24 protein-coding genes and 1 riboswitch are annotated in these 22,525 nt (G+C 37.1%); of the genes, 21 read left to right on the forward strand and 3 right to left on the reverse strand.

Going from position 1 to position 22,525, the window contains the following annotated elements:
• Nucleotides 1-7 precede the first annotated feature (7 nt).
• The gene (locus tag J2S19_RS04350) at nt 8-925 is read left to right on the forward strand and encodes a proline dehydrogenase family protein (protein WP_307337804.1); all 918 of its coding nucleotides are present in this window, start codon (nt 8-10) and stop codon (nt 923-925) included.
• A gap of 66 nt (nt 926-991) precedes the next feature.
• On the opposite strand, the gene J2S19_RS04355 is transcribed toward J2S19_RS04350, so the two are convergent.
• A complete protein-coding gene (locus tag J2S19_RS04355; protein WP_307337807.1) occupies nt 992-1,141 on the reverse strand; it encodes a YuzL family protein in 150 nt (49 codons plus the stop codon).
• A 190-nt stretch (nt 1,142-1,331) separates the two neighbouring features.
• Here J2S19_RS04355 and J2S19_RS04360 point away from each other — a divergent pair, with 190 nt between their 5' ends.
• The 19 genes from J2S19_RS04360 (at nt 1,332) to sufB (ending at nt 20,364) form a co-directional block, all read left to right on the forward strand.
• Nucleotides 1,332-3,713, forward strand: coding sequence for a 3-hydroxyacyl-CoA dehydrogenase/enoyl-CoA hydratase family protein (locus J2S19_RS04360; RefSeq protein ID WP_307338403.1), 2,382 nt, complete (start codon nt 1,332-1,334; stop codon nt 3,711-3,713).
• 28 nt (nt 3,714-3,741) lie between these two features.
• A complete protein-coding gene (locus J2S19_RS04365) occupies nt 3,742-4,920 on the forward strand; it encodes an acetyl-CoA C-acetyltransferase (protein WP_307337809.1) in 1,179 nt (392 codons plus the stop codon).
• A gap of 26 nt (nt 4,921-4,946) precedes the next feature.
• Nucleotides 4,947-6,731: an acyl-CoA dehydrogenase FadE gene (locus tag J2S19_RS04370; protein ID WP_307337811.1), complete on the forward strand. Its 1,785-nt coding sequence runs from the start codon at nt 4,947-4,949 to the stop codon at nt 6,729-6,731.
• Between the two features lie 601 nt (nt 6,732-7,332).
• Nucleotides 7,333-7,695 (forward strand): arsenate reductase family protein, encoded by a 363-nt coding sequence (locus tag J2S19_RS04375; RefSeq protein WP_307337814.1) that lies wholly within the window; start codon nt 7,333-7,335, stop codon nt 7,693-7,695.
• 76 nt (nt 7,696-7,771) lie between these two features.
• Nucleotides 7,772-8,155: a glycine cleavage system protein GcvH gene (gene gcvH / locus J2S19_RS04380; RefSeq protein WP_307337817.1), complete on the forward strand. Its 384-nt coding sequence runs from the start codon at nt 7,772-7,774 to the stop codon at nt 8,153-8,155.
• Between the two features lie 58 nt (nt 8,156-8,213).
• A complete protein-coding gene (locus tag J2S19_RS04385; protein WP_307337821.1) occupies nt 8,214-8,450 on the forward strand; it encodes a YusG family protein in 237 nt (78 codons plus the stop codon).
• Between the two features lie 282 nt (nt 8,451-8,732).
• A complete protein-coding gene (locus J2S19_RS04390) occupies nt 8,733-9,080 on the forward strand; it encodes a toprim domain-containing protein (protein ID WP_307337824.1) in 348 nt (115 codons plus the stop codon).
• A 15-nt stretch (nt 9,081-9,095) separates the two neighbouring features.
• Nucleotides 9,096-9,404, forward strand: a complete 309-nt coding sequence (locus J2S19_RS04395) for a thioredoxin family protein (protein ID WP_307337827.1) — start codon at nt 9,096-9,098, stop codon at nt 9,402-9,404.
• A 143-nt stretch (nt 9,405-9,547) separates the two neighbouring features.
• Nucleotides 9,548-9,865, forward strand: a complete 318-nt coding sequence (locus J2S19_RS04400; protein ID WP_307337829.1) for an SCP2 sterol-binding domain-containing protein — start codon at nt 9,548-9,550, stop codon at nt 9,863-9,865.
• 123 nt (nt 9,866-9,988) lie between these two features.
• Nucleotides 9,989-11,302 carry an O-acetylhomoserine aminocarboxypropyltransferase/cysteine synthase family protein gene (locus tag J2S19_RS04405; RefSeq protein ID WP_307337832.1) on the forward strand — a complete coding sequence of 438 codons (1,314 nt, stop codon included), beginning with the start codon at nt 9,989-9,991 and terminating at the stop codon, nt 11,300-11,302.
• A gap of 211 nt (nt 11,303-11,513) precedes the next feature.
• A riboswitch (SAM riboswitch) is annotated at nt 11,514-11,621 on the forward strand.
• Nucleotides 11,622-11,723: 102 nt separating this feature from the next.
• Nucleotides 11,724-12,740, forward strand: coding sequence for a methionine ABC transporter ATP-binding protein (locus tag J2S19_RS04410; protein ID WP_307337834.1), 1,017 nt, complete (start codon nt 11,724-11,726; stop codon nt 12,738-12,740).
• A complete protein-coding gene (locus J2S19_RS04415) occupies nt 12,733-13,398 on the forward strand; it encodes a methionine ABC transporter permease (RefSeq protein WP_307337837.1) in 666 nt (221 codons plus the stop codon). The genes J2S19_RS04410 and J2S19_RS04415 overlap by 8 nt, the downstream gene beginning before the upstream one ends.
• A 36-nt stretch (nt 13,399-13,434) precedes the next feature.
• Nucleotides 13,435-14,265, forward strand: a complete 831-nt coding sequence (locus tag J2S19_RS04420; protein WP_307337841.1) for a MetQ/NlpA family ABC transporter substrate-binding protein — start codon at nt 13,435-13,437, stop codon at nt 14,263-14,265.
• Between the two features lie 359 nt (nt 14,266-14,624).
• Complete coding sequence (locus tag J2S19_RS04425; protein WP_307338442.1) at nt 14,625-14,765, forward strand: YuzK family famiily protein; 141 nt, start codon at nt 14,625-14,627, stop codon at nt 14,763-14,765.
• Nucleotides 14,766-15,163: 398 nt separating this feature from the next.
• Nucleotides 15,164-15,949 (forward strand): Fe-S cluster assembly ATPase SufC, encoded by a 786-nt coding sequence (gene sufC / locus J2S19_RS04430; protein ID WP_307337844.1) that lies wholly within the window; start codon nt 15,164-15,166, stop codon nt 15,947-15,949.
• An 18-nt stretch (nt 15,950-15,967) separates the two neighbouring features.
• Nucleotides 15,968-17,272 (forward strand): Fe-S cluster assembly protein SufD, encoded by a 1,305-nt coding sequence (sufD, locus tag J2S19_RS04435; RefSeq protein ID WP_370875054.1) that lies wholly within the window; start codon nt 15,968-15,970, stop codon nt 17,270-17,272.
• Nucleotides 17,272-18,489 (forward strand): cysteine desulfurase, encoded by a 1,218-nt coding sequence (locus tag J2S19_RS04440; protein WP_307337850.1) that lies wholly within the window; start codon nt 17,272-17,274, stop codon nt 18,487-18,489. The genes sufD and J2S19_RS04440 overlap by 1 nt, the downstream gene beginning before the upstream one ends.
• Complete coding sequence (gene sufU, locus J2S19_RS04445) at nt 18,482-18,925, forward strand: Fe-S cluster assembly sulfur transfer protein SufU (RefSeq protein WP_307337854.1); 444 nt, start codon at nt 18,482-18,484, stop codon at nt 18,923-18,925. The genes J2S19_RS04440 and sufU overlap by 8 nt, the downstream gene beginning before the upstream one ends.
• A 41-nt stretch (nt 18,926-18,966) precedes the next feature.
• On the forward strand, nt 18,967-20,364 hold the full coding sequence (gene sufB, locus J2S19_RS04450) for a Fe-S cluster assembly protein SufB (protein ID WP_307337856.1): 1,398 nt from the start codon (nt 18,967-18,969) through the stop codon (nt 20,362-20,364).
• 114 nt (nt 20,365-20,478) lie between these two features.
• Here the strand turns inward: sufB and J2S19_RS04455 are convergent, their stop codons facing one another.
• Together J2S19_RS04455 and J2S19_RS04460 are read right to left on the reverse strand one after the other, a co-directional pair.
• Nucleotides 20,479-21,651, reverse strand: a complete 1,173-nt coding sequence (locus J2S19_RS04455; protein ID WP_307337859.1) for a tyrosine-type recombinase/integrase — start codon at nt 21,649-21,651, stop codon at nt 20,479-20,481.
• A gap of 16 nt (nt 21,652-21,667) precedes the next feature.
• Nucleotides 21,668-22,072, reverse strand: a complete 405-nt coding sequence (locus J2S19_RS04460) for a helix-turn-helix domain-containing protein (RefSeq protein WP_307337862.1) — start codon at nt 22,070-22,072, stop codon at nt 21,668-21,670.
• A 159-nt stretch (nt 22,073-22,231) separates the two neighbouring features.
• Here J2S19_RS04460 and J2S19_RS04465 point away from each other — a divergent pair, with 159 nt between their 5' ends.
• Nucleotides 22,232-22,522, forward strand: coding sequence for a helix-turn-helix domain-containing protein (locus tag J2S19_RS04465; RefSeq protein WP_307337865.1), 291 nt, complete (start codon nt 22,232-22,234; stop codon nt 22,520-22,522).
• The last annotated feature ends 3 nt before the right edge of the window (nt 22,523-22,525 follow it).

Genomic DNA, 22,525 nt, shown 5'->3' on the forward strand with positions numbered 1-22,525 from the left:
TTTCACTATGGAAAAATTACTTCGAAACTCTTTCATGTTTTTATCCAGAAATAAGACGATGACAAAACTAGCAAAAAAGTATGGCCATAAATTTGGTGCATCAAGGTTTGTAGCAGGAGAAACAATTGAATCAGCCATAACAGCAATTGAACAATTAAACAATAACGGTTTAGATGTAACGCTTGATTATTTAGGAGAATTTATAGAGGATGAACATGAAGCTAATGAAGTAGCAAATCAAGCAATTAGAGCAATTGAAGCGATTGGTAGAAATCCTGTGAATTCGCAACTATCATTAAAACTAACTTCAATGGGATTAGATATTTCTGAAGAAGTTGTCTTATGCAATATGAGGAGAATTTTAAGTGCTGCTGAGAATGAAAACGTATTTGTTACAATTGATATGGAAGATTATTCAAGATGTGAAAAGACACTTGAAATATTTAAACAGTTACGTAGTGAATTTCAAAATATTGGCACTGTTTTACAAGCCTATCTCTACCGGACGATTCAGGATATTGATGAATTGAATCACTATAACGCTAGCTTACGATTAGTAAAAGGAGCATATAAGGAATCACCAAAAGTTGCATTTCCTGATAAAAAAGCTGTTGATCAAAATTTCCAACAAATCATTAAAATGCACCTGCTAAATGGTAATTTTACAGCGATTGCAACACATGATGATGCAATCATTGATTATACGAAGAGGCTTATTAAGACACATCGTATCTCTAACGACCAATTTGAGTTCCAAATGCTTTACGGGATAAGGCCTGAAAAACAGCTTGAGCTTGTGAAGGAAGGGTATCGAATGCGTGTCTATGTCCCGTACGGAACGGATTGGTATGGTTATTTTATGAGAAGATTAGCAGAGAGACCAGCGAATGTAGCCTTTGTTTTAAAAGGGTTGTTTCGGAAATAAACTAAAAAACTCCATAACAGAAGCAGGAACCTTCTCTTATGGAGCAACTACTCAGCAAGCTATTTATTAATCATGGTCCATATTATGCTGTTTATATTGCTGGTTCTGGCTAGTACGTTTACCGCCACCAGCTTTTTCAACTGTAGGGCCAGCATTTCCTTTTACACTAGCTGCACTAACCCCGGCTCTCGAAGGATTCTTTTTTAGACGTGCCATTTCATATCACCTCCCTAAGTGATTAGAATGACCAAAAGGGAACCCTCTTATTTAAAAATAGGAGGAAATGTATTGAAGAAATAATGGAAATCTTTTATATTTAATAGTAAGAACTCAAAGTTATACGAGTTATTTTTTTATACAGCCAAAATGAATGAGTATTCATTCAAAAAAAGGGGGAAAAAGCATGATTGACCGCATTAAAAAGGCTGCTGTACTAGGTTCCGGTGTAATGGGATCAGGTATAGCCGCGCATTTAGCAAATATCGGCATCCCTGTTTTACTGTTAGATATCGTTCCACATGAAGTAACTGATGAAGAAAAAAATAAAGGCTTAACTTTAGCCGATAGTGAAGTTAGAAATCGTCTCTCCAATACTTCAAGAAAAAAGCTACTAAAGCAAAAACCAGCACCTCTAACCGTAAAAAAGAACCTTGACTTAATTGAGGCAGGAAATTTCGATGACGATATGCATAAACTTTCTGAGGTTGATTGGATTATCGAAGTAGTCGTCGAAAATTTAGCGATTAAGCAAAAGGTTTTAGCACTCGTCGACAGGTATCGCAAACAAGGGAGCATTATTAGCTCAAATACTTCTGGAATTTCTGTTGAGGCCATGCAAGAAGGGCGAACAGAAGACTTTAAACAGCACTTCCTTGGCACACATTTTTTTAACCCTCCTCGTTATTTAAAGTTATTAGAACTAATTCCTACAGCAAATACAGATCAAAAAGTCCTAACATTTATGAAAACATTTGGCGAGGACACTCTTGGAAAAGGAGTCGTTATCGCTAAAGATACCCCAAATTTTATAGCGAATCGGATTGGAACATATGGTTTACTTGTCACAGTTAACGAGATGTTATCTGGTAGTTACAGTGTAGGTGAAGTTGATTCAATCACTGGCCCATTAATCGGGAGACCAAAAAGCGCAACATTCAGAACCCTTGATGTTGTTGGTTTAGATACTTTTGCACATGTGGCAGACAATGTCTATAACCAAGTCCAAGGTCAGGAAAAAGACGTCTTTGAAATACCTCAATTTATGAGGGAAATGCTAGACAATGGCTGGTTAGGTAGTAAAGCAGGTAAAGGATTTTATTATAAATCTGGAAAAGAAATCCTTGAGTTAAATCCACAAACAATGGAATATGAACCGAAAAAGAAGTTGCAAGCAGCTTCTATTGAATTCGCTAAACAGGCGAAAGGGTTACAAAATAAATTAAAAACGCTGATTTTTTCAGAAGACCGAGCCGGTAAACTACTCCAACATATCATCTTACCGACCCTTGTCTATTCAGCACAACTAGTCGGTGAAATTGCTGATGATATTGTTGCGATTGACCGTGCAATGAAATGGGGGTTTGGCTGGGAATTAGGCCCATTTGAGCTATGGGATGCAATAGGAGTTCAAGAAGTAGTAACGTTGATGGAAACGACAGGTTTAGATGTGCCGGACTGGGTAAAAAACATGCTTGAAAAGGGCAACGAAGCATTTTACAGATTGGAAAATGGCGTTCAATTTTTCTATCACAATGGACAATATCGACAAGTCGAGCAAAATCAAAAAGTGATTAACTTAAAAACTACAAAAGCAGTAAACGGAGTCATTAAGAAAAACAGTGGGGCTAGCTTAATTGATATAGGTGATGATGTCGCATTATTGGAATTCCATTCAAAAAGCAATGCAATTGGCTTCGACATCATCCAAATGATTAATTACGCAATAACTGAAGTAGAAAAGAATTACAAGGGGCTTGTCATTGGTAACCAAGGAAAGAATTTCTGTGTCGGTGCCAATCTCGGTATGATTTTAATGGAAGCACAGGACGATAATTACTATGAAATTGACCTCGTCATTAGGCAATTCCAGCAGGCAATGATGAACATTAAGTATAGCCAAAAGCCGGTTGTTGTAGCACCATTTGCAATGACTTTAGGTGGAGGTACTGAAATATGTTTGCCGGCAAGCAGTATTCAAGCATCAAGTGAAACGTATATGGGTCTTGTTGAAGTTGGGGTAGGACTGATACCAGGTGGAGGCGGAAACAAAGAATACTATATTAAACAATTAAATAGTATTCCTAATTATACGGATTTGGATTTACAAGCTGTTGCAAATAAAGTTTTTGAAACAATCGCGATGGCAAAAGTATCAAGTTCGGGGGCAGAAGCATTTGAGCTTCAATATTTAAATCAACGCGACAAGATAAGTATGAACAGTGACCATTTATTGTACGATGCAAAACAACGTGTGTTAACACTATATGGTGAAGGGTATCTGCCGCCAGTACGTGAAAAAATTCCTGTTGTTGGTGAAACAGGCTATGCAACGATGCTTTTAGGCGCACAATCGATGTATTTATCAGGGTTTATTTCAGAGCATGATTTAAAAATCGCAAAAAAATTAGCACATGTCATCGCAGGGGGGAGCGTCCCGTACGGAACAAAAGTCGATGAACAGTATTTACTAGATTTAGAGAAGGAAGCATTTTTAAGTCTAGTTTCTGAAGCAAAGTCTCAGCAACGAATGCAGCATATGCTTTTAAAAGGAAAACCTTTACGTAATTAGTTTGCATGTATAAAGGGAGGGGTTAAGGATGAGAGACGCTGTCATTGTCGCAGGTGCAAGAACACCGGTAGGAAAAGCGAAAAAGGGGAGTTTAGCGACAGTCCGTCCAGATGATTTGGGGGCACTTGTCGTTCAAGAAACATTAAAACGCGCAGGTTATGAGGGGACCATTGACGATGTAATTTTCGGCTGTGCAATGCCGGAAGCTGAACAAGGGATGAATGTCGCACGTAATATCGGTGCATTGGCAGGACTTCCTTATACAGTACCAGCTATTACAATAAATCGCTATTGTTCGTCTGGTTTACAAGCGATTGCGTTTGCTGCTGAAAAGATTATGTTAGGTCATGCGGATACAGTATTAGCAGGTGGAGTCGAATCCATGAGTCTTGTTCCAATGATGGGACACGTCGTAAGACCAAATGCAAAGCTTGCTGAAGCAGCTCCAGAGTACTATATGGGAATGGGGCATACAGCTGAACAAGTGGCGAAAAGATTTGAAATATCAAGGCAAGACCAAGATGCTTTCTCGATTAGAAGCCATCAAAGGGCAGCACAAGCAATTGAAACAGGGAAATTCATTGATGAAATTGTTCCTGTTCCTGTAGTAAATAAATCAGTTGGACCGGACTATAAGCTACGTGAAGAAACCTCACTCTTTACAATGGATGAAGGAGTACGCGTCAGTACAAATGCAGAAGTTCTTGCAGCTTTAAGACCTGCGTTTGCAGTAAACGGTACGGTAACGGCAGGTAACTCGTCACAGATGAGTGACGGTGCAGCGGCCGTATTAGTCATGGACCGGGAAAAAGCACTAGCTGAGGGATTGACACCAATCGCCAAGTTTCGGTCGTTTGCAGTTGCAGGTGTCCCTCCAGAAATAATGGGGGTCGGCCCAGTGGCAGCGGTTCCACTCGCTCTAAAATATGCGGGACTAGAACAATCAGATATCGGTTTGTATGAACTAAATGAAGCGTTTGCCTCGCAAGCAATCCAGGTCATCAGAGAACTTGAATTAGACGAAGAAAAAGTGAATGTAAATGGTGGGGCGATTGCATTAGGACACCCATTAGGCTGTACAGGTACAAAATTATCGTTATCACTTATCCATGAAATGAAACGTCGTAACGAACAATTTGGTGTTGTCACAATGTGTATCGGTGGAGGAATGGGAGCAGCAGGCGTGTTTGAATTACTTGACTATTAGTCTATTCACAATTAGGGGGAATGTTCATGTCGAAAGCAGCGAAGGATTTTATTAAAGGTGGCAGCTTTTTAATCGAAGATGTATCATTTGACCGTATCTTTACACCAGAGGATTTTACAGATGAACATAAGATGATTGCGAAAACAACAGAAGACTTTGTTATAAATGAAGTATTACCTGAGCTTGATGCGATTGAAGACCATCAATTTGATAAATCTGTCAAGCTTTTAAAGGAAGCTGGAGAGCTAGGCTTACTAGGTGCCGATGTACCGGAGGAATATGGTGGTATTGGATTAGATAAAATAAGTTCTGCCCTCATAACCGAAAAAATTTCAAGAGCGGGAAGTTTTTCGTTGTCTTTCGGTGCACATGTAGGTATAGGTTCATTACCTATCGTGTTGTTTGGGAATGAACAGCAAAAGCAAAAGTACCTACCTGATCTTGCTTCAGGTAATAAGCTGGCAGCATACGCATTAACTGAACCGAATTCAGGTTCAGATGCTTTAGGAGCTAGAGCGACGGCAACATTAAATGCAGAAGGTACACATTACTTATTAAATGGGGAAAAGCAATGGATAACAAATTCAGGATTTGCTGACATTTTTATCGTCTACGCAAAAGTAGATGGGGAACATTTTTCAGCATTTATCGTCGAAAAAGGATTTAAAGGTGTCTCGACAGGACCTGAAGAAAAGAAAATGGGAATTAAGGGCTCTTCGACGAGAACATTGATATTAGAAGATGTTCCTGTCCCGAAAGAAAATTTATTAGGTGATTTAGGAAAAGGTCATATCATTGCTTTTAACATTTTGAATATAGGCCGCTATAAGCTTGCTGTTGGTACGATCGGCGGTGCAAAACGTGTAATAGACTTGTCAGTAAAATATGCAAATGAGCGCAAACAATTTAATACACCGATTGCACGTTTTTCATTGATAGGCGAGAAGCTAGCGAACATGGCAATAAAAACGTATGCAATGGAAAGCTCTATCTATCGTACTGTAGGGTTATTTGAAGAGAGGATGAGTCAACTTTCCGATGAACAGCTAAAGAATCGGCAAGAGGTAGCTAGTGCAATTGCCGAATATGCAATTGAATGTTCTTTAAACAAAATTGTCGGTTCTGAAACGCTTGATTATGTTGTAGACGAAGGAGTTCAAATTCATGGTGGTTATGGATTTATGGCCGAATACGAGGTTGAGAGAATTTATCGTGATTCCCGGATAAATCGAATATTTGAAGGAACTAATGAAATCAATCGATTACTTGTTCCAGGAACTTATTTACGTAAAGCACTTAAAGGTGAACTGCCACTATTCCAAAAAGCTCAAAGCTTGCAAGAAGAATTAATGATGCTAATGCCTGAAGAACCTGGTGATGGTGTGTTAGAGCAAGAAAAGCATCTATTAAACAATGCAAAGAAAATTGGGATTCTCATTGCGGGATTAGCAGCGCAAAAATATGGAAAGAACTTGCAAAGCGAGCAGGAAATACTCGTAAATATCGCGGATATTGTTAGTCATGTCTATACGATGGAATCTACAATTTTACGTACTGAGAAAGCAATATCGAAAACTGGTTTAGAGAAAAATAAACAAAAGCTTCTCTATACAGAAGTATTTTGCCAAGAAGCCTTTCTTGAAATTGAAGCACATGCAAAGGAAACGTTAATTGCAGTTGAAACGGGTGATTCATTAAGAATGATGTTATCTGCATTAAGAAAGTTTACTCGACATACACCTATTAACGTCATTCAAAAGAAACGCGAAATTGCTGCTACGTTAATTGAAAAAAATGCTTATACTGCTTAAATAATTAAAGGAATGAGGCTGGGATTAATTTTAAAAGGCTCTTTTCTAAAAGATTGTGGCTTTTTGCACTAACCATTTTTATGGGTTTGTTGGAGCGTAAGTGCGAGACTCCTGCGGGATGCGTGGGAGAGGTGAGACGTGAGCAGGCGTTTACGCTGAGGAGTACGAAAAGCATAGGCGGCTTGCCCATCGACGTACAAACTGGAGGGGCATCGACTGAGAAAAAGGAATCACGATGAGTCCTTGGACGAATCGATGATGACTTATCGTAGGGAGATGACCTGAAGTTTGATAACGGGTAGCCGCAAGGAGCTATGAGGCTCACCACCCACCCCGCTACCCGTGAGTACTGTAGCGGAGACAAACCCTAAACGACAACTCAGTTAAAAGCAACATTGTTTACGAAAACAGCCTTTTTAAAAAAACAGCCTCTTTTCTATGCACCGTATACACCAATAGCTATGACGCTACCACCTAACATTGGAAGCGAGCTCACCTACTGCCTTCCTCCAAATCACTTATACAGATCGTTCACATTCGTTTTGTATATATAGATGTGATAAAATAGATGACATAATAAATCGAATGAGGTGGTGAGTGTATGTCAATAAACTTTTATTGGTATCCTAAATGTGGAACTTGCAGAAAGGCAAAAAAATGGCTTGAAGAACATAACGTACAATTTAATGAAATACATATTGTTGAAAATCCACCGAGTAAAGATGAAATTGCAACATTTATCGAAAAAAGTGGAATCGAAATGAAAAAGTTTTTTAATACAAGTGGACAAGTATACCGTGAGCTTGGATTAAAGGACAAGCTTGCAACAATGTCAGATGAAGAAAAACTTGAATTGCTGGCATCAAACGGTATGTTACTTAAAAGACCAATTGCAGCAGGAGACAACGATGTTACAGTTGGCTTTAAAGAAGAAGAATATGAACGCACATGGGGTGGCAAGTAAAAAGCTATCCAATTCTATTAATGAAACAATGCAAAATAATCTCAAAATACATGATTAAATGTTGGAGGAAATGACTATGAACACACCAAAAGATTTACGTTACTCAGAAGAACACGAATGGGTGAAAGTAGAAGGAGATAAAGTTCGAATCGGGATCACTGAATTTGCTCAATCAGAATTGGGAGATATCGTTTTTGTTGAATTACCGGAAGTTGGCGCGGAAATAAAAGCGGACGAGCCATTCGGAAGCCTTGAATCAGTAAAAACAGTATCAGAATTATACGCACCTATTAGCGGAACAGTCGTTGAAATCAATGAAGATTTAGACGATAGTCCTGAGTATGTAAATGAGTCTCCATATGAAAAGGCATGGATGCTTATTGTTGAACCAGCAAATATTGCTGATGTTGAAAAGTTAATGACTGCAGAGCAATATGTGAAAATGACAAATGAAGACTGAGTAAGCATGATGTCATATGATATTGGGCACTCTACAAATAGGTAAAGGAGGGTGTCCAATGTCATTACAAAAACAACGATTAGATATTACCGATCGCGTTGTAGGAAAATTTGCTGAAGGTCAACTAAATTTATATTTGGAAAAAGAAAAAATTGGACAAATGGTCTCTGAGAATAATTATGACCTAAAAGAAGGCTATGAATTTCAGGATAGTCGATTTTTTCAATATGCAGATGTTGTAACTGAGCCAAACCAAAAGTATGTCGACTGCGATGATGAAAATGGTTGGTGCTAAATAAAAGGGTCTTCCCACTCACAATAGAAAAACGTTCTATATGTGAAAGGGACAGACCCTTTCGCATACAATTTGTGGTCGTTTCTATTTTCTAGTTAGCAATGTTGAAACACATGCTGATTGAATCGAACTAGTTAAAAGCAACAATGATTACGAAAACAGCCTATGCTTAAAAAAGCATGATGAAATAAACGTTAAGAAAAACTAGAAAATTAAAGGAAACAACCTCGACAACTCGAATAGTTTATAGAAAGTACTTACTATAAAAAATAGGTGATTGTTATGTCGTTAGTTGAGGTTGAAAAAGTCATTATCGTTGAAGGAAAATCTGATAAAAAGAAGATTTTAACTGTTGTAAATGAACCGCTAGAAATTATTTGTACAAACGGAACAATAAGTATGGCGAAGCTAGATGAATTAATTGATGAGCTATATGATAAAGATGTATATATATTAGTGGATGCTGATGATGCGGGTGACCGTCTCCGTAAACAATTTAAAAGAGAGTTCCCCGAAGCTTCTCATCTTTACATCGATCGAGCATATCGAGAAGTTGCTACAGCACCAGACCAGCATGTAGCATCCGTTCTCCTCAGTGCAAATATTGATGTGAACGCGAAATTTTTGTAGAAAGGTAAAGAACGAATGAATGAATGGGAAGAAAAGCAGTTAGACATTCCAGAAGAAGGTCTAGCTGTATTTTATTTATACACGCCTATGTGTGGTACATGTCAAGTTGCGAAAAAAATGCTAACGATTGTAGAAGAGTTATTACCTTCAATGGTCGTACATGCTGTAAATTTAAATTATTACCCAAAGGAAGCCAAACAGTTAGGGATTGAAAGTGTTCCCTGTCTACTAGTTATAGAAGACGGTGACATAAAAGAACAAATCTATGCATTTCAATCTGTCAGCTTTTTGTACGAATGCTTGAAAAAATTCGACTATAAGTGAAGGAGTTAAGAAAAAAACTGACATATTTCTCGGGAAATATTGATTCATAAAAAATCTCGGAGAAACTGTCGATGAATAAATAAAGGATTCCTCCTAGTTTCAATGAAGTTATTTAAGAGCTTAATTGATTGGGAGGATTTTTTATGTACATCAACACTTTTATTGAAAATGTCAATAATGCGAAAACATTGCTTGCAACATTATTAAAGAAAACTTTATTAGTGGAAATTAAACCAAGCCATAGTGCAAGCCAACTAATAGAGTTATCAACAAATGGTGCTAAGGTGATTTCTTCTAGTCAATCTAACAGACACTTTATAATGGAAGGGAAAACAGAAACTATTGAAGCGGTATTATCGAATCAAATTAGCTTAAAACAATCGATATCATTTGGAGAAGTGACCATAAAAGGGTCATACCGTGACTTTTTGAAAATTGATGCGATTATAAAATTAAGTTAATAGGAATAGTACTTGAATAACATAGATGTAATCGTTTACTATAAAGATAGTCGAAATAGAGGGAATTTTCGGCCTAATCGGCTTCTAATAGACTACTAGTATATATAATAGGGAGGAATCAATATGACAGAGAAACAGTACCGTCCTGAAACGGTAACCATCCATGGCGGATTGCAAAAGGATACGTTAACAGGTGCTCGATCTGTACCTATTTACCAATCAAATGCATATGTTTTTAACGATACGGAACATGCTGCAAATTTATTTGGTTTAAAAGAACCTGGTTATATTTACACAAGAATTCATAACCCGACATCTACTGTATTTGAAGAGAGAATTGCTCAACTTGAAGGTGGGATTGGCAGTCTAGCAGTGTCTAGTGGAATGGCAGCAATTACTCTAGCAATTTTAAATATTGCAGGTGCTGGTGATGAAATCGTTTCTGCTTCAACACTTTATGGTGGAACATATAATCTTTTTGCAAATACATTACCGAAATACGGCATTAAAACAAATTTCGTTGATCCTAAGGAACCAGAAAACTTCAGATTAGCTATAACTGAAAACACAAAAGCTATTTTTGCTGAAACAATTGGAAATCCAAGTTTAGATATTCTAGATATCGAGGCGGTTGCAGCAATTGCTCATGAAGCAGGAATTCCGTTAATAATTGATAATACATTTGCGACACCATTTTTATGTCGACCAATTGAACATGGTGCTGATATTGTCGTACACTCAGCTACAAAATGGTTGTTAGGGAACGGAACAACACTTGGTGGTGTGATCGTAGATGGCGGGAAATTTGATTGGAACAGTCCAAAATTCCCTGGGTTTACGACACCTGATCCAAGTTACCATGACTTAGTATATGCAGAAGCGCTTGGTGAACAAGCCTTTATCATTAAAGCAAGAGTTCAGCTATTAAGAGATTTAGGTCCAGCAATAAGCCCATATAACTCCTTCCAATTTAATCTCGGTTTAGAAACGCTTCATGTTCGGATGAAGGAGCATATTGCAAACACGAGAAAAATGGTTGAATATTTGACAGAGCATCCAGCAGTTGAATGGGTACTTTATCCAGAACTTGATAACCATCCTGCCAAAGAGCTAGCAGCAAAATATTTACCAAAGGGAGCAGGTTCTGTTATCGTCTTCGGTATTAAGGGTGGCCGTGAAGCAGGTGCGAATGTTATCAACAATGTGGAATTATGGTCACATGTTGCAAATGTTGGTGATGCTAAAAGTTTAATTATTCACCCGGCTAGTACAACACACCAGCAGTTAGGTGCAGAGGAGTTAAAAAGCTCTGGTGTAACGGAAGACTTAATTCGTTTATCCGTAGGTATTGAACACATTCAAGATATTATCGATGACTTAGACCAAGCGATCTTTAAGGCAACAGGGATTAAAGGTAACAGTAGGGTTTACGCATAATCTAAGCAACGTGGACATTAAGGGAAAAACTAGAAAATTGAATCAATTATCATTATAAAGTCCTAAACGGTGAAAGCGTTCTATATCACCTTTAGGATTTTTTTGCCGAATAAAACGAATTGAAATGATTGACACATAAAAAAATTACTGATAAAATCACAAACATAATAATCGTAAATGACTAAATTTTTTATTACTATATAATATGTTTCTCTTATCAAGAGAGGTGGAGGGAAGTGCCCTATGAAGCCCGGCAACCGTCAGTTTCAGCTGAAATGGTGCCAATTCACACAAAGCGTATTGCTTTGAAAGATGGGAGAAAGGACAAAGTTATTGTGCCTTTCTGCTCCCATGCAGAAAGGCTTTTTGTTTTATTGGTATACTATTACCTAGATAATAATATTGGAAGTAGGTGAACAACTTGATTACGTTAGAAAACGTTAGTAAAGTTTATCATACAAAATCCGGTGATGTGCAAGCTGTCAATAACGTAGACCTCAAAATTGAAAAGGGCGAAATCTTTGGCATTATTGGCTATAGTGGTGCGGGAAAAAGTTCTTTAATTCGCTTACTGAACGGACTAGAGAAGCCAACAAAGGGAACGATTACAGTTGCCGGTCATCGTATCGATACGATACGTGGTGCCAAGCTTCGTCAAGCACGATTAGAAATCAGCATGATTTTTCAACATTTTAATCTCTTATGGTCGAGAACAGTTCGTGACAATATATCTTTCCCTTTAGAAATTGCCGGTGTGAAAAAGCAAGAAAGACTAAAACGTGTAAACGAATTAATAAAGCTTGTAGGACTAGAAGGCAGGGAAGATGCCTATCCTTCTCAGTTAAGTGGAGGACAGAAACAACGTGTTGGGATTGCTAGGGCGTTGGCGAATAACCCGAAAGTATTGCTTTGTGATGAGGCTACCTCTGCACTTGATCCACAAACAACTGATTCGATTTTAGATTTACTTGTCGATATTAATAAACGATTAGGATTGACAATTGTCTTGATTACCCATGAAATGCATGTTGTACGGAAAATTTGTAATCGAGTAGCAGTAATAGAGGCCGGGAACATAGTTGAACAAGGAGAAGTATTAGAACTGTTCAGGAATCCGCAGCAGCAAATTACAAAAAGATTTCTTAATCAAGATTCTGAGCCAGAAGAGACAGTTGAACAATTACGCGCTCATTACTCTGATGGAAAGGTACTGAAGCTATCCTTTATTGGAGAATCAACAGAACAGCCGCTTATTACAAACCTAATCCGTCACTTTGATGTAAATGTGAATATTTTGCAAGGGAAAATCTCACAGACACAAAATGGAGCATATGGAACATTATTTATTCAATTGATTGGTGAAAACTCAGTAATCAATCAAGCAATTGCCTTCATTGAGGAAAATAAAATCGGTGTGGAGGTGATTGAAAATGAATGAATGGTTGGAATTACTTAAGTGGGAAGACTTGTTAGCCGCAACACTTGAAACGTTATATATGACAGTCATCTCTGTTACGATCACATTTATTATTGGCCTATTATTAGGATTGCTTTTATTTTTAACGAGTAAAGGAAGTATGTGGGAGAACCGTCCTGTTAACTTAATCATTGCAACATTCGTTAATATTTTTCGCTCAATCCCATTCATTATTTTAATCGTCCTGCTAATTCCATTTACGAAATTACTAGTAGGTTCGATTTTAGGTGCTAATGCAGCATTGCCGGCTCTCATTATTGGCTCTGCACCATTTTATGCAAGAATGGTCGAAATTGCACTTCGAGAAATTGACAAAGGTGTCATTGAAGCTTCCCATTCAATGGGGGCATCAAATTTTGAAATTATTTTTAAAGTATTAATTCCAGAGGCTCTACCTGCGTTAGTATCAGGGATTACCGTTACAGCGATTGCGTTAGTTAGTTATACAGCAATGGCTGGAGTTATCGGTGCAGGTGGTTTAGGGAACTTTGCATATTTAGAAGGCTTCCAAGGGAATAATACATTACTAACTTTTGTCGCAACTGTATTAATTTTAGTTATCGTGTTTATCATTCAATTTATTGGTGATGTACTCACTAAAGTAATTGATAAAAGATAATGCTTTTCAAAAACAACATTACTAGGAGGAAATAACATGAAAAAGAAATTATCATTATTGTTTATATCATTATTGTTGGTTGCATTAGCTGCCTGCGGGACTAGCAAAGACGAAGGTGCAGCTGATGAAAAGTCAACTAAACTTGTCGTTGGTGCTTCTGCGGTACCACATGCACAAATTTTAAAAAAGGCGGAACCAATTTTAGCTAAAGAGGGTATTGAATTAGACGTTAAAGTTTTCCAGGACTATATTTTACCGAATACAACATTAGAATCGAAAGAACTTGATGCGAACTATTTCCAAACACCAGGATACTTAGCGTTAGAGATGGAAGAAAAAGGTTATGACTTTGTTAGTGTTGGTGAAATTCATAGAGAACCAATCGGGATTTATTCTAAAAAATACAAATCATTAGATGAACTTCCTGAAGGTGCTAAAATCATAATTAGTACATCTGATAGTGACCAAGGCCGTATCCTTCCGATTTTTGAAAAAGCTGGTCTAATCACGCTTAAAGAAGGCGTTGGCGAAAATGCACGAGTTGAAGACATCGTAGAAAATCCTAAAAAGTTAGATTTCTCAACACGTATCGAGGCAAAGCTTCTAGCAACTTCATTTAATAATGAAGAAGGTGACGCAGTTGTTATCAATGCAAACTATGCATTAGAAGGTGACGTGAACCTTGAAGAAGGTATTGCATTCGAAGGTAGTGACGTCGTTCCAGCTAACTTAATTGTTGTTCGTAAAGAAGATGAAAATAACGAAAACATTAAAAAATTAGTAGAAGTATTAAAATCTGAAGAAATTCAATCATTCATTGAATCAGAATATAAAGGCTCTGTTATTCCTGTTGGGAAAGATGAATAATTAGTTAAAGACATGCATCATTGGAATCCTTCCAATGATGCATGTTTTTTTGCTAACAATCATTAAGGGGTGTCTGGAGCTGATCCGAAACTCTTGAGGAGGACGCGAGTTAGGATAATTATAATCACACTCCAAGTGAGTATATAGAAGCATATAAAAGCTATTTTATAAAAAGAAGGTAAAAGGCTAGAAAAACAACAATATCACTAGTGAGAATTGCCATTAACTTCAAATATCCGATTTGAGCATTGTCATATTTCTTGTTAAGCTTTTGATAGAAAAACAGAAAGGGATGATTTATTATTCATTCAGCACATGAACTACTTGACCTCCATGTTACGACAGACATGGAAAAAGCGATGCATCATTCACATGGAATCGGCTATGCCGAATACGCACGTAAGCATGAGAAACGGATGGATGTAGAACGTGCAAGAGAAAATGACTATCGCAAAAGTCAATCATTATATGCTAAAATTACCAAACAAACGAAGAAATAACCTTAGAAAACACCTTATTTAAAGGAAAAAATGTTCCTTTAAATAAGGTGTTTTTTAAGTGCTCTGCTCTTATAGTTCAGATTCACGAGTGTTTATACCCTTAAGTATTTTGGAACAACAAACGATTCCTATTTAACAAATAGGAAACAATTTCAGGGTGAGAATGTTTTCTTCTACGTTGTGAAAACTAATGAAGGTGATCGAACATAAATGGGTCTTAAAGTCGTGCTCTGTTAATAAGCCATTATCAACTTTAACTGGCTACTTGAGTATATGGAATATTCAGACATATTTCGACTAAAATCCTTAAAGGTTGTGTTCACTTTTCATTTGTTATAATATTAGAATGAGAATAAAATGAGAATTAGTTAAACTTTATATATCATGGAGGTATTGTTATGGCAGGGTCTACATTAGTAATTAAGGATTTACACGTAGAAATTGACGGAAAAGAAATTTTAAAAGGTGTAAATCTTGAAATAAAAGGCGGGGAGTTCCATGCAATCATGGGGCCTAACGGAACAGGAAAATCAACTTTATCATCTGCAATTATGGGTCACCCAAAATATGAAGTAACAAAAGGCAGCATTACTTTAGATGGTGAAGATGTTCTTGAAATGGAAGTAGATGAGCGCGCACGTGCAGGTCTATTTTTAGCAATGCAATATCCAAGTGAAATTAGCGGTGTAACAAATGCTGACTTCTTACGTTCATCAATCAATGCTCGTCGTGAAGAAGGCGATGAAATTTCTTTAATGAAATTTATCCGTAAAATGGACGCAAATATGGAAGAATTAGAAATGGATCCAGATATGGCACAACGTTATTTAAACGAAGGGTTCTCAGGTGGAGAAAAGAAACGTAATGAGATTCTTCAATTAATGATGATTGAGCCAAAAATTGCAATTCTTGATGAAATCGACTCTGGACTAGATATCGATGCATTGAAAATTGTCGCAAAAGGTATTAACAAAATGAGAAACGAAGAGTTCGGATGCTTAATGATTACTCACTACCAACGTTTATTAAACTACATTACACCTGATAAGGTACATGTAATGATGCAAGGTCGTGTTGTAAAATCTGGTGGTGCTGAACTAGCGCAACGTCTTGAGGCAGAAGGCTATGACTGGATTAAAAAAGAATTAGGTATCGAAGACGAAACTGTTGGGCAAGAATCTTAAGCAAAAAGGGGAGTAGAGATGATGGAAACGAAAACGATCAATCAGGATTATGTCGCAAGCTTTTCAAGTCAGCTTGGTGAACCGGATTGGCTTAAAAATCTCCGCTTAGATGCTCTTGCTAAAGCAGAAGATTTACCGATGCCAAGACCTGATAAAACAAAAATTGATAAATGGAATTTCACTGAATTCAAAGAGCATACAGTTGAAAGTTCACAAGTTCAATCATTAAATGATTTACACGAAGATGTAAAAGCATTAATTGATGCAGATTCATCTACAAATAACTTATATGTTCAATTAAATAATACGCCAGCTTACACATCTCTTGCAGATGATTTGAAGGCACAAGGTGTTATCTTAACAGATATTCATACTGCAGCAAAAGAATATTCGGACCTTTTACAAAAGTACTTTATGAAGGACGGAGTAAAAGTTGACGAGCATCGTTTAACTGCATTACACGCTGCGTTATTTAACGGTGGAGTATTTGTTTATGTACCGAAAAATGTAGAAGTTGCTGAGCCAATTCATGCAGTATTTGTTCATGACAATGCCGATACAACATTATTTAATCACGTAATTGTCGTTGCTGAAGATAACAGCTCTGTGACATATGTAGAAAACTATATTTCTACAGTCGAAACAGATTCAGCTGTGTTCAACATTGTTTCTGAAGTATTTGCCAATACAAATGCTCGCGTAACATATGGTGCAGTTGACACGTTAGCAAGTGGTATCACAACATATGTAAACCGTCGTGGTGTTGCTGGACGCGATGCGAAAATTGAGTGGGCATTAGGCTTAATGAACGATGGTGACACGATTTCTGAAAATGTCACAAACCTAATCGGTGATGGTTCGTACGGCGATACAAAATCTGTAGTTGTAGGACGCGGTGAACAAAAGCAAAACTTTACAACGAAAGTCGTTCACTTCGGTAAACACTCTGAAGGGTATATTTTAAAGCACGGTGTAATGAAGGACAGTGCTTCATCAATCTTTAACGGAATTGGTAAAATCGAGCACGGTGCCTCAAAATCTAATGCTGAACAAGAATCACGTGTTCTCATGCTTAGTGAAAAAGCACGTGGGGATGCAAACCCGATTCTTTTAATTGATGAAGATGACGTAACAGCAGGACATGCTGCTTCAGTAGGCCGTGTGGATCCAATTCAACTTTATTATTTAATGAGTCGTGGAATTACTAAAACTGAAGCAGAGCGTTTAGTCATTCACGGTTTCTTAGCACCAGTTGTAAAGGAATTACCAATCGAAGGTGTGAAAAAGCAATTAGTTGAGGTAATTGAAAGGAAAGTTCAGTAATGGATATCAAAGATATTCGTTCGCACTTTCCGATTTTGGACCAACAAGTAAACGGCAGAGACCTCGTTTATTTAGATAGTGCTGCTACCTCTCAAAAGCCGCAATCTGTCATTGATACTATATCTACTTATTATCGTGAATATAATTCTAATGTTCATAGAGGTGTGCATACACTAGGAACAAAAGCGACAGATGGCTACGAAGGTGCTAGGGACAAAGTGAAAAAATTCATCGGGGCAAAATCAACCGAAGAAATTATTTTCACTCGTGGTGCAACTACTGCTTTAAATATCGTTGCTCAAAGCTACGGCTTAACAAATGTTAAAGCTGGCGATGAAATTGTCATCACGTATATGGAGCATCATGCAAATGTCATCCCATGGCAGCAAGTAGCAAAAGTAACCGGTGCAACATTAAAGTACATTCCTTTGCAAGAAGATGGCACGATTTCTTTACAAGATGTTGAAGAGACAGTCACAGAAAATACGAAAATTGTTTCTGTGATGCAAGTGTCAAATGTTCTCGGAACAATAAATCCTGTAAAGGAAATTGCTGCAATTGCACACAAGTATGGGGCGATCATGGTAGTTGATGGTGCTCAAAGTACACCGCATATGAAAATAGATGTTCAAGATATCGATTGTGATTTCTTTGCTTTTTCCGGTCATAAAATGTGTGGACCTACAGGAATCGGTGTTTTATACGGAAAAAAAGCATTACTAGAAAATATGGAGCCTGTTGAATTTGGCGGGGAAATGATTGATTTTGTCGGTCTACAGGAATCAACATGGAAAGAGCTCCCTTGGAAATTTGAAGCAGGGACACCAATTATTGCAGGCGCAATTGGTCTAGGTGCTGCAATCGATTTTCTAGAGCAAATAGGTTTAGATAATATTGAGAAACACGAACATAAGCTAGCCCAATACGCACTCGAACAGTTAAGTAAAGTAGACGGTATGTCGATTTACGGACCACAGCACCGTGCTGGGTTGGTGACATTTAATATTGATGATGTCCATCCTCATGATGTCGCAACTGTACTAGATGCGGAAGGAATTGCTGTTCGTGCAGGTCATCATTGTGCACAGCCTCTTATGAAATGGTTAAAAGTATCAGCAACTGCAAGAGCGAGCTTCTACCTTTATAACACAGAGGAAGAAGTCGATAAGCTAGTTGCAGGTCTAATCAAAACAAAGGAGTATTTCGGTAATGTCTAATCATATTAATCTTGACACGTTATATCGTCAGGTTATCATGGACCATTATAAGAATCCCAGAAATAAAGGGATTCTAAATGACAGCCTGACAATCGATATGAATAACCCAACATGTGGGGACCGAATTCGTTTAACCCTTGATGTTGAAGACCAAATTGTAAAAGATGCAAAGTTTGAAGGTGAAGGCTGTTCGATTTCGATGTCTTCAGCCTCAATGATGACTCAGGCTATTAAAGGTAAGACTTTGGAACAAGCATTAAAGCTTTCAGAAATTTTCTCTGACATGATGTTAGGAAATGAGTATGATGAAGATATTGATTTAGGCGATATTGAAGCCTTACAAGGTGTTGCCAAATTCCCGGCACGTATCAAATGTGCAACATTAGCGTGGAAGGCAATGGAAAAGGGCGTTAAAAGCACCGACGAACAAGCATAAGGAGCAGTCCTTAAATCTAACTTGGATAGGAGTGAATGTAGATGGCAAAGAAAGCACCTGAAATCGGCGATTACAAATATGGGTTTGCTGACAAGGATGTTTCCATCTTCCGTTCTGAACGAGGATTAACGAAGGAAATTGTTGAAGAAATTTCTCGTATGAAATCTGAACCACAATGGATGCTAGATTTCCGTTTAAAATCATTAGAAAACTTTTATAATATGCCAATGCCTCAGTGGGGTGGCGATTTAGCTTCATTAAACTTTGATGAAATTACGTATTATGTAAAACCATCTGAAAAATCTGAGCGTTCATGGGATGAAGTACCGGAAGAAATTAAAGCAACGTTTGATAAACTGGGTATCCCTGAAGCTGAGCAAAAATATTTAGCTGGTGTATCTGCACAATACGAATCAGAAGTTGTCTACCACAACATGAAAGAAGACCTTGAAGAGCTAGGTATCGTTTTCAAGGATACGGATACAGCATTAAAAGAAAATGAAGACATTTTCCGTGAGCACTTCGGGAAAGTGATCCCACCAACAGATAATAAATTTGCAGCACTAAACTCTGCAGTTTGGTCTGGTGGATCATTTATCTATGTACCAAAAGGTGTGAAAGTTGATACACCGTTACAAGCGTATTTCCGTATCAACTCAGAGAACATGGGACAATTTGAACGTACGTTAATCATTGTTGATGAAGGCGCGCATGTACACTATGTTGAAGGCTGTACAGCACCTGTTTACACAACAAACTCATTACACAGTGCGGTCGTTGAAATTATCATTAAAGATGGCGGTTATTGCCGTTATACAACGATTCAAAACTGGGCGAACAACGTCTACAATCTTGTTACAAAGCGTGCTGTTTGTGAAGCTAATGCAACAATGGAATGGATTGATGGAAACATCGGTTCTAAATTAACAATGAAATACCCAGCTGTTATCCTTAAAGGTGAAGGCGCACGTGGTATGACATTATCTATCGCAATTGCTGGAAAAGGGCAACATCAGGATGCAGGAGCTAAAATGCTTCACTTAGCACCAAATACGTCATCGACAATTGTTTCAAAATCGATTTCTAAACATGGTGGTAAAGTAACATACCGTGGTATCGTTCACTTTGGCCGTAAAGCTGAAGGTGCTCGCTCAAACATTGAATGTGATACACTCATTATGGATAATCAATCAACATCTGATACAATTCCATACAATGAAATCTTAAATGATAATATTTCACTTGAACACGAAGCGAAAGTATCTAAGGTTTCTGAGGAGCAATTATTCTACCTTATGAGCCGCGGTATTTCTGAAGAAGAAGCAACTGAAATGATCGTAATGGGCTTCATCGAACCATTTACGAAAGAACTTCCAATGGAATACGCAGTTGAAATGAACCGTCTTATCAAGTTCGAAATGGAAGGTAGTATTGGATAACTAACGATTAACCCTTGTATATCAAGGGTTTTTCTTTTGTTTTGCACGTGCAAAGTTCGGTTCGTGCAAAGTTCGTGCAAAGTTGAATTGATTTTTACATTATTTGAAGTTATTTTAAACATGATTTTGTGATGTATAAGCAGTGAATTTTGCAAGTTCATCTGTTTGAATTTTTTTAGTGATATGCCCATAAGTTCTACTTAATTCTTTTGTGTCCACATGACCTAATCTTTTTGCTATATAAATTTCACTTACACCTGCTTCAAGTAGTAAAGTGGCATGAGTATGCCTGAAAGCATGTAATCCCCTATATTCGACCCCTGAAGCATTATGATAGTTCTGAATCGTTTCACGAATGGTTGAAGGTGTGAGATAATGCCCATTATAATTTTGAAAGATGATTCCATCATTATTTTTCTTAAATCTTGGATTTCCAAGAATCAACTCATTTTGCTTTGCTTTGAATTTTTTCAGTTCACGGATAACATCTTCATCAATGCTAATTTGACGATATGAGGAATCATTCTTTAATGTTGTAAGAATCACTTTGTTGTTATCGTCACGGCTTGTTTGCTTGTTTATATCAATCATATTCCCTTGAATATCATCCCATCTTAATGCAAGTGCTTCAGATATCCTTAAACCTGTTTTGTATAAGAAGAAAATCAACATATAGTAAATTCGATATTCAGGGAACCTTTGATGCTTGTATGTTCTTAAATAATCTAAAAGTTGATTCATTTCATCAAGGCTGAAATATTTGATTTCTTTATCATCCATTTTCAATGCAACTTTATCCTGTACCTCTATCTTCAATTTTTCAGCAGGATTCTTTTCTAGTACCTGAAGTTCTTGAACGGCATAAAAAAATATATTTTTTATTATTGAAAGATATCTTCTTCTTGACCCTATTGCATATTTAGGTTTTCCATTCTTATCAAGTTCCCGAAAGGTTGCAATCCAATCTTTCACGTCAATTCTTGTGATTTTTGATATTTTTTTGTGTCCAAATGCAGGCATCACATGATTTTTTATTGTTGCTTCAATTAACCTGAATGTAGAATCTTTTGTTGTTTGCTTTTTCCACTTCAGCCATTGTTCCACAACATATTCAAAAGGCATATTTCTATCAGTTATGGTTTGACCATAATATTTTCTTTCTTCAGTTTTTGCGGCAACAATTTCTGCTTCTTTTTTTGTTTTAAAACTACCGATTCCTCTTAATTTTCCATCTATATGAACTTGTACTTGATAATTTCCGCTTGGTAATTTTCTTATGCTCGCCATGGTGTCTTTTCCCCTTTCAATCTTTTAAAATGATTTCAATAACACTTTTGATTTTTGCTTTTTCTTCTTTTGTTAAAAGCTTGTTTTGAAAATAAAGTGGATGATTGGAATCCAGTAAAAAATCAACATAAATTGATTCTTGTTCTTGTTCTGCTAGTGACCATTCAATATCTTCTTCTTCGTTTTTAAGTTTCGCATAATCTAATCCGTCAATATATCCTGCTTGTACTAATAAATCAATTGATGGAATATCAAGTCCTGTTGCAATCCTTTCAAGTGTTTCTACTTTTGGAATTCCACGTTTACCCGTTTCAACTTGTGATAAATAGGAGTGTGCAACCCCTGACAGTTCACTAAGTTTTCTAATAGAAAGTCCTTTTCCTTTTCTTAATTTCCTTAATTTTTCCCCAAAATTGCTCAAATTTCATTCCTCCTCTTTTCTTTTGAAATACACTACTATATTAACCCGATTGGTTGCAAAAGTAAACAATTATTTAACAATATTTGCAAATGTATAACAAAAATCGTATTATAGGTATGTGGTTGCAAAAGTAAATATTTAGAAAGGTAGTGTTTGCAAATGTTTAATATCTCTTTAGACGAAAACGAATTAAAAAAATTGGCATTGGAGGAATTCCGTAAACGTATGGAGGAAATTGAGGAAGATATGTTCCTTATAGATACCAAGGAACTTTGTAAATTGCTTTCGTTAAGTAGACCAACAGTAGAAAAATTATTTATTTACAATCCTGATTTTCCATCTATACGAGTGGGCAAAAAATGGCTATTTAATCGTCAAGAAGTAAAGGAATATATCAACCGTTGGTCAAAAGATGTTAGGAAAATAGGTGGAAGTGTGAATTGCGATTAAACC

It is taken from the genome of Metabacillus malikii (assembly GCF_030813355.1).
In the GTDB taxonomy this organism is placed as follows: Bacteria; Bacillota; Bacilli; order Bacillales; family Bacillaceae; genus Metabacillus; species Metabacillus malikii.